General features: G+C 35.1%; 12 protein-coding genes and 1 tRNA gene (1 of these 13 only partly in view). All 13 read left to right on the forward strand.

The features are described from left to right. A complete protein-coding gene (gene dnaA / locus EUBELI_RS00010) occupies positions 1 to 1,356 on the forward strand; it encodes a chromosomal replication initiator protein DnaA (protein WP_012738285.1) in 1,356 nt (451 codons plus the stop codon). A 301-nt stretch (positions 1,357 to 1,657) separates the two neighbouring features. Continuing rightward, on the forward strand, positions 1,658 to 2,761 hold the full coding sequence (gene dnaN / locus EUBELI_RS00015; RefSeq protein WP_012738286.1) for a DNA polymerase III subunit beta: 1,104 nt from the start codon (positions 1,658 to 1,660) through the stop codon (positions 2,759 to 2,761). 17 nt (positions 2,762 to 2,778) lie between these two features. After that, positions 2,779 to 2,988 carry an RNA-binding S4 domain-containing protein gene (locus EUBELI_RS00020; protein ID WP_012738287.1) on the forward strand — a complete coding sequence of 70 codons (210 nt, stop codon included), beginning with the start codon at positions 2,779 to 2,781 and terminating at the stop codon, positions 2,986 to 2,988. 8 nt (positions 2,989 to 2,996) lie between these two features. Next, complete coding sequence (recF, locus tag EUBELI_RS00025) at positions 2,997 to 4,088, forward strand: DNA replication/repair protein RecF (RefSeq protein WP_012738288.1); 1,092 nt, start codon at positions 2,997 to 2,999, stop codon at positions 4,086 to 4,088. 35 nt (positions 4,089 to 4,123) lie between these two features. Then, positions 4,124 to 6,058, forward strand: coding sequence for a DNA topoisomerase (ATP-hydrolyzing) subunit B (gyrB, locus tag EUBELI_RS00030; protein ID WP_012738289.1), 1,935 nt, complete (start codon positions 4,124 to 4,126; stop codon positions 6,056 to 6,058). Between the two features lie 226 nt (positions 6,059 to 6,284). Beyond that, positions 6,285 to 8,804, forward strand: a complete 2,520-nt coding sequence (gene gyrA / locus EUBELI_RS00035; RefSeq protein ID WP_012738290.1) for a DNA gyrase subunit A — start codon at positions 6,285 to 6,287, stop codon at positions 8,802 to 8,804. A gap of 58 nt (positions 8,805 to 8,862) precedes the next feature. Further along, a complete protein-coding gene (locus EUBELI_RS00040; RefSeq protein ID WP_012738291.1) occupies positions 8,863 to 9,645 on the forward strand; it encodes an alpha/beta hydrolase in 783 nt (260 codons plus the stop codon). Then, positions 9,623 to 10,390, forward strand: coding sequence for an alpha/beta hydrolase (locus tag EUBELI_RS00045; protein WP_012738292.1), 768 nt, complete (start codon positions 9,623 to 9,625; stop codon positions 10,388 to 10,390). Before EUBELI_RS00040 ends, EUBELI_RS00045 begins: the two co-directional genes overlap by 23 nt. Positions 10,391 to 10,411: 21 nt before the next feature. Beyond that, the gene (locus EUBELI_RS00050; protein ID WP_012738293.1) at positions 10,412 to 11,254 is read left to right on the forward strand and encodes a fumarate hydratase; all 843 of its coding nucleotides are present in this window, start codon (positions 10,412 to 10,414) and stop codon (positions 11,252 to 11,254) included. A 15-nt stretch (positions 11,255 to 11,269) separates the two neighbouring features. Further along, on the forward strand, positions 11,270 to 11,821 hold the full coding sequence (locus tag EUBELI_RS00055) for a Fe-S-containing hydro-lyase (protein ID WP_012738294.1): 552 nt from the start codon (positions 11,270 to 11,272) through the stop codon (positions 11,819 to 11,821). Between the two features lie 86 nt (positions 11,822 to 11,907). Beyond that, a complete protein-coding gene (locus tag EUBELI_RS00060; protein WP_041687851.1) occupies positions 11,908 to 14,130 on the forward strand; it encodes an Ig-like domain-containing protein in 2,223 nt (740 codons plus the stop codon). 125 nt (positions 14,131 to 14,255) lie between these two features. Beyond that, positions 14,256 to 14,343: transfer RNA gene (locus EUBELI_RS00065), tRNA-Ser, on the forward strand. 202 nt (positions 14,344 to 14,545) lie between these two features. Then, positions 14,546 to 15,000, forward strand: partial view of a sugar O-acetyltransferase gene (locus EUBELI_RS00070; protein ID WP_041687852.1) — the 5' portion only. Its footprint extends 142 nt past the window's final position; 455 of the gene's 597 nt are visible here — the first part of the coding sequence; its start codon is at positions 14,546 to 14,548; its stop codon lies beyond the right edge, outside the window.

Below are 15,000 nucleotides of genomic sequence, written 5' to 3' on the forward strand. Positions count from 1 at the left end.
ATGGAAGAATTAGATATTTTAATAGAAAAATGGGATTTTATCCTCCAGACATTTAAAAAAGAATACGATATTCAGGATATTTCTTTTAAAACCTGGATTAAACCCCTTAAGATTTATTCTCTTGAGGGCAATGTAATTACGCTTATTTCTTCTGAAGGAGAAATGGGTACTGTATATATTGAAAGAAAATACCTTAAATTTATTGAAATTTCAATATGTGAAGTTATGAATAAGGAATATTCTGTACGCCTTATTTCAGTAGAAGAAAAAAAAGAAGAGGATCTTAAGAAAAAAATTTCTTCTGTTTCTGCTAATAATAATAACGTAGCAACTCAGAATCTTAATCCTAATTATACATTTGATACATTTGTCGTTGGTACTAACAATAATCTTGCACATGCAGCATCTCTGGCTGTAGCTGAGACTCCGGGACAGATATATAATCCTTTATTTATTTATGGAGGCGCAGGTCTTGGAAAGACACATCTTATGCAGGCTATTGCTCATTTTATTATAGCAAGCGACCCTTCTAAGAAAGTGTTATATGTTACCTCAGAAACATTTACCAACGAACTTATTGAATCGGTTAAAACTAACAAAAATACTGAGTTCAGAAACAAATACCGTAATATTGATGTTCTTCTTATTGATGATATCCAGTTTATCATAGGTAAGCTTTCTACTCAGGAGGAGTTCTTCAACACATTTAATGACCTGTATTTATTAGGAAAACAGATTGTTATATCTTCCGACAGACCTCCTAAGGAAATGGAAACTTTACCAGACAGACTACGTACGAGATTCGAAAGTGGTCTTCCTGTAGATATCCAGATTCCTACATATGAAACTAAGATGGCTATTATTAATAAGAAGTCAGAGGCATTAGGTATTGATTTTCCTTATGAAGTTAAGGATTATGTTGCTACTAATATAACTTCAAGTATCAGGGAACTTGAGGGAGCGCTTACCAAGCTTTCAGCTTATTCTAAGCTTTCCCATACACCACTTACTGCTGAATTTGCAGAGAATACACTTAAAGACCTTATTTCTCCATATTCTAAAAAAGAAATAACACCTGAGCTTATTATTGAAGTAGTAGCTGAACATTTCCACATTAAACCTGAAGATATAATATCTCACAGAAGAAGTGCTGATATTGCATTTCCAAGACAAATTGCCATGTATCTTTGCAGACAGATGACACAGACACCTCTAGAGGCTATTGGCAAGGCTATGGGAAACAGAGATCATACTACTGTAATTTACGGTGCTGACAAGATTGCTAAAGAAACTGTTACTAATGAATCTACCAAGAATGTAGTAGATATCTTAATAAAGAAGCTTAATCCTTCTTAATAATTAAAAGTTATCCACAATTGTCTTTGGATAATCTGTTAATTTTATGTTATTTGAATGTTGAATTGATTTTATAACTTTTTTTTACTTTTTGTTTTTCAATCACCCCATATTTTTTTCAACGGTGTTTTAACATGTTTAAATGTGTTTTCCAACAAAGTTATACTTTCTTACAAAGCAGTATTTTCATGGCTTTGTAGCGTTTTTAACATTTTAACAGTGCCTAAGACTACGGCGACTGAAATTATATATTTATATATGACACACTCCACCACATTTTTTTTGAAAGGAAGTTATCAACATGAAATTAGTATTCACTAAATCCAACTTAAACAAAGCTGTAGGAATAGTAATGAAAGCAGTTCCTACAAGAACTACCATGAATATTCTGGAATGTATTCTTATTGATGCTACTACCAATGAAATAAAATTCACAGGTAATGACATGGAACTTGGAATTGAAACAATAGTAGAAGGTGAGATTATAGAAAAAGGTAAGGTTGCCATAGATGCTAAGCTTTTTTCTGAAATTGTAAGAAAACTTCCTGATAATGATATTACTTTAACTACTGACTCTAATAATAATGCTCTTATTACATGTGAAAAAAGTAAGTTCAATATAGCAGGAAAATCCGGAGATGATTTTTCTTACCTTCCGGCTATTATTAAAGATAAGATGATTACACTTTCCCAGTTCCAGCTTAAGGAAGTTATTAATCAGACAATATTCTCGATTGCTATTAATGATAATAATAAAATGATGACGGGTGAACTTTTTGAAGTAAATGAAGGTACACTTAAGGTTGTAGGTCTTGATGGTCACAGAATTGCTATCCGTAATATTAAGCTCGAAGGAAGAGCTGATGATGTAAGAGTAGTTATTCCAGGTAAGACTCTTCAGGAAATAAGCAAGATTCTTAATGCTGATGCTGAAAGCTTTGTAAATATTTACTTTACTAACAATCATGTATTATTTGAATTTGACCAGACTCATGTTGTTTCAAGACTTATAGAGGGCGATTATTTTAAGATTAGTCAGATGCTTTCTAATGATTATGAAACTAAAGTATCTATTAATAAAAAAGAATTTCTTGATTCTATTGACAGAGCGAATCTTCTTATAAGAGAAGGAGATAAGAAGCCAATTATTATTAATATATTAAATGGTTTATTACAGGTAAATGTTAACTCTGCAATTGGAGCTCTTAACGAAGATATTGATATTGATAAAGAGGGTAAGGATATTATGATTGGTTTTAATCCTAAGTTCCTTATGGATGCATTAAGAGTTATTGATGATGAAAATGTGACTATATATTTAGTTAATCATAAATCACCTTGCTTTATAAGAGACAAGGAAGAAAATTATATTTATCTTATACTTCCTGTTAACTTCACAGCTTAACAAGAGAAAGGAAAGTTATGGAAGAAATAGTTTTAAGAAATGAGTTCATCAAACTTGGACAGGCAATCAAAGCTGCCGGATTAGTTGAATCAGGTGTTGAAGCCAAGATTGTTATTCAGGATGGTGAAGTTAAGGTTAATGGCGTTGTTGAAACACAGCGTGGTAAAAAGCTTTTTGGCGGGGAAGTTGTAGAATACAACGGCTCCAGTATTCTTATTAAAAAATAGGTGTTAATGTGATAGTCGAATCTGTTGAGTTAAAGGATTTCAGAAATTATGAATTTCTGGATATGAATTTCAATGAGCATGTAAACATAATATATGGTGACAATGCCCAGGGAAAGACTAACATATTAGAATCAATATATATGTGTTCAACTTCTAAGTCACATCGTGGCAGTAAAGACAGAGAAATAGTCAGATTTGGGGAAGATGAATCGCATATTAAACTAAATGTCTTAAAGCATGGTATGAAATACCGCATAGACATGCACCTTAAGAAGAATAAAACCAAGGGTATAGCAGTTAATGGCATTCCTATAAAAAAAGCTGTTGAACTTTTTGGAATTATTAATATTGTTTTCTTTTCTCCGGAAGATCTTAATATTATAAAAAACGGTCCTTCAGAGAGAAGAAGATTTATGGATATGGAACTTAGCCAGCTTGATAAGATATATCTTAGTAACCTTGTTAATTACAATAAAGTACTTAATCAGAGAAACAAGCTTCTTAAAGATATAGCATTTTCACCATCAGAACAGCTGATGCAGACTCTTGATATATGGGACATGCAGCTTGTTAAGTATGGAAGCCTTATTATTAAAGGCAGAAAAAGTTTCATAGAAAAGATTAACACAATAATCAGTGATATTCATTCCAGACTTACTGGTGGTATTGAGAATATTAAAGTATGTTATGTTCCTGATGTTGATGTAAATGATTTTGAAGAAGAAGTAAGAAATTCAAGACAAAAGGATATTAAATACAAGGTTACAGGCAAAGGTCCTCACAAGGATGATCTTATATTTTTAATCAATGACAATGATGTGAGAAAATATGGTTCACAGGGACAACAAAGAACAGCTGCACTTTCACTTAAATTATCTGAGATTGAACTTGTGAAACTTGTAATTAAAGATACTCCGGTACTTCTTCTTGATGATGTTTTGTCTGAGTTAGACAGTAACAGACAGAATTTTCTGATAAACAGCATTGGAGATATACAAACGATTGTTACATGCACCGGACTTGAAGAATTTATTAATAACAGAATGAATATCAACAAAATATTTAAAGTAACAGATGGTCATGTAGTTAATGAGAATTAATTACATTTTGCTTTGTAAAACAAGGAGGAATTAAAGTGGCAGATCAGAATGCAGAGAAGAATTATGGTGGAGACCAGATTCAGGTACTCGAAGGTCTTGAAGCTGTAAGAAAAAGACCTGGTATGTATATTGGAAGTACATCAGGAAGAGGACTTCATCATCTTGTGTATGAGATAGTTGATAATGCAATTGACGAAGCTTTAGCAGGTTTTTGTACACATATTGAGGTTATGATTAATAAAGATAACTCTATCACTGTAATTGATAATGGTAGAGGTGTACCTGTTGATATTAATCATAAGACAGGAAGACCTGCCATTGAAGTTGTATATACCGTTCTTCATGCCGGAGGTAAATTCGGTGGTGGAGGATATAAGGTGTCAGGAGGACTTCACGGTGTTGGTGCATCTGTAGTTAATGCTTTGTCTGAATGGCTTGAAGTTCAGGTAAAGAGAAATGGACACATTTATCAGCAGAGATACGAAAGAGGAAAGATATGTTATGACCTTAAGATAGTAGGTGACTGCGATATTGAGGATACAGGAACTCAGGTTACTTTTCTTCCTGATTCGGAGATTTTTCAGGAAACAACTGTATTTGAATTTGATATTCTTATGCACAGATTAAGAGAAATGGCATTTCTTACTAAGGGAATCAAGATTACTCTTACAGATTTAAGAGAAGGTCTTGAGCAGCAGAAAGTATTCCATTATGAAGGTGGTATAAAGGAATTTGTACAGTATCTTAATAAGAGTAAAGAACCTTTATACAGCCAGATTATTTATTGTGAAGGTGTGAAAGACAATGTTCAGGTTGAAGTAGCATTCCAGCATAATGATGGATACAATGAGGTTGTCGATTCATTTGTTAATAATATTAAGACACCTGAAGGTGGTACACATCTGACTGGTTTCAGAAATTCACTGACTAAGACTTTTAATGATTATGCAAGAAAGAATAAGATTCTTAAGGATAGTGATCAGGGACTTTCAGGTGATGATATAAGAGAAGGTCTTACAGCAATTGTATCTGTTAAGATTGAAGATCCACAGTTTGAAGGACAGACCAAGCAGAAGCTTGGTAATACAGTTGCAAGGGGAGCAGTTGACAGTATAGTAAGTGAACAGCTTACTTACTTCCTTGAGCAAAATCCTGCAGTTGCAAAATCTATATGTGAAAAATCGTTGCTTGCACAGCGTGCGAGAGAAGCTGCAAGAAAAGCAAGAGACTTAACAAGAAGAAAGACTGCACTTGAAAGCACTTCACTTCCTGGTAAGTTAGCTGACTGTTCAGATAAAGACCCTAAGAACTGTGAGATATATATTGTTGAGGGAGATTCAGCTGGTGGTTCAGCTAAGACTGCAAGAAGCCGTGCAACACAGGCTATCCTTCCACTTCGTGGTAAAATTCTTAACGTTGAGAAAGCAAGACTTGACAGAATACTTGGTAATGCAGAGATTAAAGCGATGATTACTGCATTTGGTACAGGCATTCATGAAGATTTTGATATAAGCAAGCTTCGTTATCATAAGATTATTATTATGACAGATGCCGATGTAGATGGTGCACATATTGCTACACTTCTACTTACATTCCTGTACAGATTCATGCCTGATCTTATAAGAGAAGGCCATGTATATCTTGCACAGCCACCACTTTATAAAGTTGAGAAGAATAAAAAAGTGTGGTATGCCTATAATGATGATGAGCTTAATGCAATCATGACTGAGATTGGAAGAGACCAGAATAATAAAGTCCAGCGTTATAAGGGACTTGGTGAGATGGACGCAGAGCAGTTATGGGAAACAACAATGGACCCACACAAGAGAGTATTATTAAGAGTTAATATGAATGAAGATGATGATTCAGAACTTGATGTAACATTCTCAACACTTATGGGTGACAAGGTAGAGCCAAGAAGAGATTTCATAGAAGCAAATGCTAAGTTTGTAAAGAATTTGGATATCTAACAAGCCATGCACAAGGAAAAATTATAAATATGACCGTATGCTTGCATACATGGGCATATTTTATAATTTTGAGTTGTATGTGGCGATTAGCCACATAAGTAAATCCGTAGGATTTACGCATGGCGTATGTAGATTTTACGAATGCGCGTGATTAGGATTTACGCATAGCGTATTCCAGATTTACACATTGCGTTAATTAATAACTTCACGGAAAGGAATTATAATAATGGATGAACATATCTTTGATAAAGTTCAAGAAGTCGATATGCAGAAAACTATGGAAAACTATTATATAGATTATGCCATGAGTGTTATCGCTTCCAGAGCACTTCCGGATGTAAGAGATGGTCTTAAGCCGGTACAGAGAAGAATTCTATATTCAATGATAGAACTTAACAACGGTCCTGATAAGCCACATAGAAAATGTGCCCGTATCGTTGGTGATACAATGGGTAAATATCACCCACATGGTGATTCATCAATTTATGAGGCATTAGTAAAGCTGGCTCAGGATTTTAATACAAGATATCCACTTGTTGACGGACATGGTAACTTTGGTTCAGTCGATGGTGATGGTGCCGCAGCCATGCGATATACAGAGGCGAGACTCAGCAAGATATCTATGGAGATGACAAGAGATCTTAACAAAGATACTGTAGATTTCATACCTAACTTTGATGAAACAGAAAAAGAACCTACAGTACTTCCATCAAGATATCCTAACTTGTTATGTAATGGTACATCAGGTATTGCTGTAGGTATGGCAACTAATATTCCACCTCATAACTTAAGAGAAGTTATAGGTGCTGTTGTAAAGATGATTGACAATAAGGTGGAAGAAGACAGAGACACAACAATTGAGGAAATCCTTGATATAGTTAAAGGTCCTGATTTCCCTACAGGTGGAACAATCATCGGCAAGTTGGGAATTGAAGAGGCTTACCGTACAGGAAGAGCCAAGATAAAGGTAAGAGCTGTAACTAATATTGAGCCAATGAATAATGGCAAGAACAGAATTGTAGTTACAGAACTTCCATACATGGTTAATAAAGCAAAGCTTATCGAGAAAATAGCAGAGCTTGTAAGAGATAAGAAGATTGATGGAATCACAGATTTAAGAGATGAATCTGACAGAGAGGGTATGAGAATTGCCATTGAGTTAAGAAGAGATGTCAATCCTAACATAGTACTTAACCAGTTATACAAACACACGCAGTTACAGGATACATTTGGTGTAATCATGCTTGCATTAGTAGATAATCAGCCAAAGGTGCTTAACCTGTATGACATGTTAAAGTATTACCTTCTTCATCAGGAAGAAGTCGTTACAAGAAGAACAAAGTTTGATCTTAATAAGGCAGAAGAAAGAGCCCACATTTTAGAGGGCTTAATGATTGCTTTAGATAATATAGACAGAGTTATATCAATAATCAGAGGTTCTGCAAATGTACAGATTGCCAAGGAAAGCTTAATAGCTGAATTTGCACTTTCAGAAGCACAGGCTCAGGCTATCGTAGATATGCGTCTGAGAGCTCTGACCGGTCTGGAAAGAAGCAAGCTTGAAGCTGAATTGAAGGAACTTCATGAAAAGATTAAAGAATACAAGGCAATTCTTGCAGATAAAAAGTTACTTCTTGGAGTTATCAAGAATGAAATTTCAGAGATAGCAGACAAGTATGGTGATGACAGAAGAACTTCTATCGGATATGATGAATACGATATTTCAATGGAAGACCTTATTCCAGATGAACCATGTGTTATTGCAAGAACTAACTTGGGTTATGTAAAGAGAATGACACCTGATAACTTTAAGAGCCAGCATCGTGGGGGTAAGGGAATAAAGGGAATGCAGACAATTGATGATGATTATATCAAAGATTTATTCATGACAACATCACATCATGTACTTACATTCTTTACTAACACAGGACGAGCTTATAAGTTAAAGGCTTATGAAATTCCTGAAGCATCAAGAACTTCAAGAGGAACTGCAATAATTAATCTTTTACAGTTAGCACCGGGAGAGACAATCACAGCAGTAGTTCCTGTTAAGATTGATACACTGCAGGATACAGATTACCTGTTTATGGCAACTAAGAAGGGTATCGTTAAAAAGACACCTGTTAAAGAATTTGCCAATATAAGAAAGACAGGAATCCAGGCAATTAATTTAAGAGAAGATGATGAACTTATAGAAGTTAAACTTACAGATGACCAGGCAGAGATTCTTATGGTAACAATGCTTGGACAGTGTATAAGATTTAAAGAAACAGATGTAAGACCTACGGGACGTTCAGCAATGGGTGTTATAGGTATGAGTCTTATGGATGAGGATGAAGTTGTTGGTGTTCAGGTAAGTACCCAGGGAGATACTATGCTTATAGTTTCTGAAAATGGTATGGGTAAGAGAACAGACATTGACGAGTATACAGTTCAGCATCGTGGTGGTAAAGGTGTCAAATGTTACAAGATAACAGAAAAGACAGGTAATGTCGTAGGAGCTAAGGCTGTAGATGATTCAAGAGAAGTAATGCTTATTACAACAGAAGGAATTATAATCAGACTTCAGTGTTCAGATATATCTAATCTTGGAAGAATAACATCAGGTGTTAAACTTATTAACCTTGATGAAGGAATTAAAGTAGCAACAATTGCCAAAGTAAGGAAGCAGCCTGCTGATGAAGATGGTAAGGATGCAGAAGGCTTTGAAGAAGACACAGATAAAACAGTAGAATCTGAAGATTAATCTTAAGGAAACTGCCACATTTATATATGTGACGGTTTCCTTTTTAGCAGGAGATAATATGGCTTTAATTAATATTAATTATGAATCAAAAAAACTTGGGATGCCCGTTATGATTAATGCAATTATTCCTCAGGGAAGAGGAAATTATAAAACATTATATCTTCTTCATGGAATGGGAGGAGATTATACAACATGGATTACAAAATCCAGAGTGGCAGATTATGTAGATAATACAGATATAGCAGTCATAATGATTTCAGGTGATAACAAATGTTTTGTAGATAATGTTCATGGAAGAAAATATTTTACATTTTTAACAGAAGAACTTATAGAAACCTGTACTAACTGGTTTGGATTATCATGTGACAGAAAAGACCGTTACATAGCAGGAATGTCAATGGGCGGATATGGGGCTGTACATGCTGCACTTATTAAACCTGATGTGTATGGAAAGGTGTTCTCATATTCAGGACTGCTTGATATAGAGAAAAGATTTGACAACCCACAGGGAATAAATACATATCAGATATTTGGAGACAGAGAAAAATTATCAGATAACCAATTTGATATAATGAACTGTCTAAAAGAGGATAATTTCAAGACAAATGTGGAAAATTATCCGGAATTTTACATAAGATGTGGATTATCTGATCAGATTCTTACAATGAGCAGACAGTGGAATAAATATGCATCAGATGCAGGACTTAAAGTGAATTATTATGAAACTGCCGGCAGTCATGATTTTATTTTCTGGGATAAATGCATACATGAGACAGTTAATATAATAAAAGACCAGTCGTACAGAATGGAGGATATATATGGCAACAGTAATGAATGTTAATCACTTTTCTATATATCTTAAGCGTAATATGGAATGCACAGTTATTCTGCCATCACATATAAAAAATGATGAGAAGCTTCCAGTATTATGGTTATATCATGGAGGCAGTGGTGATAATACCGCATGGCTGTATCATTCACCAATAATAGAATATGTTGATGAGGGCAGGTTTGCAGCAGTACTTCCAAATGTGCAGAATTCATGCTACGTTAATATGAATATTGGAGATAAGTATGAGTCATATGTTGGAAAAGAATTATTCAATATAATTATGAATATGTTTCCATGTTTTTCTGATAAAAGAGAGAATAATTACGTATCAGGATTTTCAAATGGTGGATACGGCTGTCTTCATATTGCACTCAGATATCCTGAAAAATATGGAACTGTAGGAGCATTTTCAGCAGGTGACAAAGCTGATTCAGAATTTCTTAATGATGGAAGTGAAAAGTCAATAAGAAGAATAGAGCTTTATGGTGATGGAGACCTGCATAAAACTGAATATGGAATTACATATCAGGCAGACAGATTAATAGAGCAGAAAAGTATAAAACCTGAAATATATCATGCTTGTGGAGAACTTGATCCATGGATAGACATGAATCATATATTGCGAGATTATTTCATGAGCCATATTGAATACAATTATGTATATGATGAGATTGAACAAATCGGACATGAATGGAAATTCTGGCGTGAAGAATTAAAAAGGTTTTTAGAATTTACGGGATTAATTAATAATTAAAATACAAGAAGGAAATTGGGAATGAGAGAGGTTAATGTATCAATAATAACAGACAACATTAAAGAAATGTGCATAGAGGCAAATCATTTTCTCACAGATGACATGAAAAATGTTTTTGAAAATGCAGTAAAAAAAGAAGAGTCTGCACTTGGAAAGCAGGTTCTTGGGCAGCTTGAAGAAAACCTAAAAGTTGCAGGAGAGGACATGATACCTATATGTCAGGATACAGGAATGGCAGTAGTATTTATCAATGTTGGGCAGGATGTCCATCTTACAGGTGGAGATATTACAGATGCAATTAATGAGGGAGTAAGAAGAGGATATGTTGACGGATATTTAAGAAAGTCGGTTGTAAAAGATCCTATCTACAGAGAGAATACCAAAGATAACACTCCGGCAGTAATACATTTTAACATAGTTCCAGGAGACAAGGTCGACATAACAGTTGCACCTAAGGGATTCGGAAGCGAGAACATGAGCAGAGTATTCATGTTAAAGCCGGCAGATGGAATAGAAGGTGTAAAGGAAGCAATACTTACAGCAGTAAAGGATGCAGGTCCTAATGCCTGTCCTCCAATGGTAGTCGGTGTAGGAATTGGAGGAACATTTGAAAAATGTGCATATCTTGCAAAGAAAGCATTAACAAGAGATCTGAATGAAGAATCCCCAGTTGAATATGTCCGTGACTTAGAAAAAGAAATGCTTGAGAAAATCAATAAGTTAGGAATAGGCCCTGGTGGACTTGGCGGAACTCAGACAGCACTTGCAATCAATATAGAGACATATCCTACACATATTGCAGGACTTCCGGTTGCAGTAAACATTTGCTGCCATGTGAACAGACATTCACACAGGGTAATATAATCAGGGAGGCTAATCATGGATAAATATATTAATGCACCAATAAGTGATGAAGATGCAAAGAGTCTTCACTCAGGAGATTATGTATATATAACAGGAACAATATATACAGCTAGAGATGCAGCACATAAGAGAATGGCAGAGGCTCTGTCAGCAGGACAGCCACTTCCAATAGATATGAAGAATAACATAATATATTACATGGGACCATCTCCAGCAAGAGAAGGAAGACCAATAGGTTCAGCAGGTCCGACAACAGCAAGCCGTATGGATAAATATGCACCAGACCTTCTTGATTTAGGACTTAAAGGAATGATAGGAAAGGGAAAGCGTTCACAGGCAGTAATTGATGGAATCGTAAGAAATGGTGCAGTGTACTTTGCAGCAGTAGGAGGAGCAGGAGCAATTCTTAGTAAATGTATTAAGAAATCCACAGTCATTGCTTATGATGATTTAGGAACAGAGGCTATAAGAGAACTTGAAGTGGAAAATCTTCCTGTAATTGTAGTAATTGACAGTGATGGAAACAACCTGTATGAAACAGCTATAAAAGAATACAGCAGAGTATAAATATGGCATAAATGGTAAATACTCCTAATATTAATTTATATTAAGGGCTGTTATTACGGCCTTAAGATTAAATGGGAGGAAAAGCCATGAAAAAGAAAATGACACTCAGGATAATTGTAGGAATGCTTACAATTATCCTGATAGTGACAGGCATACTACCGTTTATGACAAATAAAGCGCTCGCCGCAGAAAATGTACTTTCAGATAATATAATACTTGTAACTGAGAATGAAGTATCAGATACAGCAAAAGACGGTTATAGTAAAGTCACATTTAAAATAGGCGACCATACCAAAGATGTATATATAAAAAATGGCAATACTGTAAAGCTGAAATCCAGCAATAAGGACTATGGTGTAATTGCAGGCGGAATTGAAAATGGAGAAGCAATTACAGAAAACACAGTAATATATGCCAAATCATATTCTTATCAGGGAACATTATCTCTTGAAAAATCTATACAAAGTGAAACACCTGACGAAAATGGTTACTATACACTTCAGTTTTCTGCAAAATCGCAGAATCTTCCATCAATAAAAAGTGAGAATCAGAATGTGATACTTGTATTAGACAGATCATTCAGTATGGCATGCTCAGTTGACGAAGATGTTGACTCAGACGCAATGGCACCGACTTATGAAAAGACAAGATGGAGTGTTACAATAAATGCAGTTGAAAAATTTTTAAATGAATTTCTGCCAGAAGGCACATCTAATAAAGTATCGGTTATTTCATATTGTGGTTCAGCAAGAACAGAGATAACTAATGAATCAAGTAAAGATAAAATAATGAGTAAACTAAATTCTATATACAATAGGAATATGTATAATGAAGATTATAAAAATTCAAGTAAGAGATATAATGTTACTCAAATAGGCAGGGGACTTGGTTCAGCAACTAATATCCAGCAGGGATTAAAGCAGGTATCAGAAATTGCTGGTGATACAACAGGTGCATCAGTAATACTTTTTACTGATGGTGGAGCTAACAGATACGATAATGGGGAAATAGGTGGATATTATTATATAAAAAATAATAATGAAACTAATAGATATAATAAACCACGGGATGAAGTAAACGGTTCGTATTATGCAGGAAAAGCCGGTGAAGAGTTAAAAGCTGCCGGTGCTGATATATACACGATAGTTCTTATGAGTAAGGAATCAGATATAACTGATCTCGTAAAAGTATCATTAGGAAATAAATCATTAACCTATGAAAAATCATGGGAAAAAACTTATTTTACATTTTCAGATGGAGGATATGCTAAAGAATTCTATACAGCAGCAAATGCAGAGCAGTTAAACAACAGATTTAAACAGATAATGACAGAAATGACCAGTCTGCCATTTGAAACATCATCAGTAACAGATACACTGGATAAACATTTTGAGCTTGTTGCAGGTCAGGAAAATATTACAGATAACAAAGATGGAACATTTACAGTGAAATACCCTGAAAAAATTTCTGCAACAGATCAGACAGTTACAGTTAAAATAAAGGCAAAAGACGGAGATACAGGATATTCATATACTAACGATGGCTGTCAGTTTGATGGAACAATAGACGGACTTACCTATACGCAGCAGTTTGAAGAGACTCCGGCAGCAGTAATATTGCCTAATGCCGTCGATGATGAATACACAGTTAATCAGAACGAAGTTCTTGACGCCAGTACAGTTCTTGTCAATGATAATAATAAGATAGTCAATAATCCTAAGAGAAACCTTCAATTGAAGACAGAAATAAAAAAAGATGTGAATAATGGAAAAATTAAATTTAATGAAGATGGAACATTTCAGTATATTCCAGACAAGGGCTTTAGTGGAAAAGACACATTTGAATATAATGTAGTTCTTGTTATAGATGGTAAAGAATATATCAAATCAGCAAAAGTTACTATTAACGTGATTCCTAAGCAGCCAGAGACACCATCAGAAACAGCAAGTGAAAAGGAGACACCAACACCAACAGAGACAGCAAGTGAAAAGGAGACACCAACACCAACAGAAACAGCAAGTGAGAAGGAGACACCAACACCAACGGAAACAGCAAGTGAGAAAGAAATACCAAGTGAGTCAGGAACACCTACACAGACAGAAACTCCGGCAGTTTCTCAGAATGATGAGATTACATCTCAAAACATCAGGACTCCGGAAGTAGCTGCTAATGAAGAGGAGGTTATAGCAAAGACCTCTGTAAAAACAGGAGACAGAAGCAATATGATGTATTTTATAATGCTTATGTTATCAGTTGGTACAGCCATGACAACAACAGTAGTTGTATACAAGAAGAAAAAAGAAGAATAATAATATTAAATAAAAAGCCCCTTGACAATATCAGGGGGCTTTGTTAGAATAATAAATGCGTTTGACGCAGAATTTCATATTATGAGTTAAACATATATGGTTTAGGGCTCGCATTCATGGAATCTGGAGTAGTACTCAAGAGGCTGAAGAGGCGCCCCTGCTAAGGGTGTAGGTCGGGCAACCGGCGCGAGGGTTCAAATCCCTCCTGCTCCGTTGACAGAAAGAAAAAGACAGTCAGAATCTTCTGGCTGTCTTTTTCTTTTATATGATATAATGAGCGTTAGAGAGGGGGAACATGCCTACATACTCATCCCGAGCGGCGAATGACTATCATGAACAAAGTTCATGATATAATGAGCATTAGCGAAGACAAGTTATTCACAATATTTGTAAAGTTATAAAGGAAATGTGGAATATGACAGAGAGACAGAAAATGATTAGTGGACAATTATACAAGTCAGGAGTAAAGGAACTTGTTAATGACAGAATGTTATGTAAAGAGCAGTGCTATGACTTTAATGCATTAAGACCATCGCAGACGGAAGAACAGACTGCAATGATTAAGAAGATATTCGGTAAGGTCGGAAGCAACTGTTTTATAACGGCTCCGTTCTGGTGTGATTATGGATATAATATAGAAGCAGGTGATAATTTCTATGCTAATCATAATCTTATAATACTCGACTGTGCGAAAGTAACATTTGGTAACAATGTATTCATAGCACCGGACTGTGGTTTCTATACAGCAGGTCACCCTGTTGATGCAGCAAGCCGTAATGAAGGATGGGAATATGCTTATCCTATTAATGTAGGTAATGACGTATGGATAGGCGGTGGGGTAAAAGTAATGCCCGGAGTAACAATAGGTAA

The organism is [Eubacterium] eligens ATCC 27750 (genome assembly GCF_000146185.1).
In the GTDB taxonomy this organism is placed as follows: Bacteria; Bacillota; Clostridia; order Lachnospirales; family Lachnospiraceae; genus Lachnospira; species Lachnospira eligens.

What these genes read in the sequence shown, in the direction of transcription:
- gyrA (WP_012738290.1), top strand. Translation starts at nt 6,285, where the DNA reads ATGGATGAACATATCTTTGATAAAGTTCAAGAAGTCGATATGCAGAAA.
- EUBELI_RS00050 (WP_012738293.1), top strand. Translation starts at nt 10,412, where the DNA reads ATGAGAGAGGTTAATGTATCAATAATAACAGACAACATTAAAGAAATG.
- EUBELI_RS00040 (WP_012738291.1), top strand. Translation starts at nt 8,863, where the DNA reads ATGGCTTTAATTAATATTAATTATGAATCAAAAAAACTTGGGATGCCC.
- EUBELI_RS00055 (WP_012738294.1), top strand. Translation starts at nt 11,270, where the DNA reads ATGGATAAATATATTAATGCACCAATAAGTGATGAAGATGCAAAGAGT.
- dnaA (WP_012738285.1), top strand. Translation starts at nt 1, where the DNA reads ATGGAAGAATTAGATATTTTAATAGAAAAATGGGATTTTATCCTCCAG.
- EUBELI_RS00020 (WP_012738287.1), top strand. Translation starts at nt 2,779, where the DNA reads ATGGAAGAAATAGTTTTAAGAAATGAGTTCATCAAACTTGGACAGGCA.
- EUBELI_RS00045 (WP_012738292.1), top strand. Translation starts at nt 9,623, where the DNA reads ATGGCAACAGTAATGAATGTTAATCACTTTTCTATATATCTTAAGCGT.
- EUBELI_RS00060 (WP_041687851.1), top strand. Translation starts at nt 11,908, where the DNA reads ATGAAAAAGAAAATGACACTCAGGATAATTGTAGGAATGCTTACAATT.
- dnaN (WP_012738286.1), top strand. Translation starts at nt 1,658, where the DNA reads ATGAAATTAGTATTCACTAAATCCAACTTAAACAAAGCTGTAGGAATA.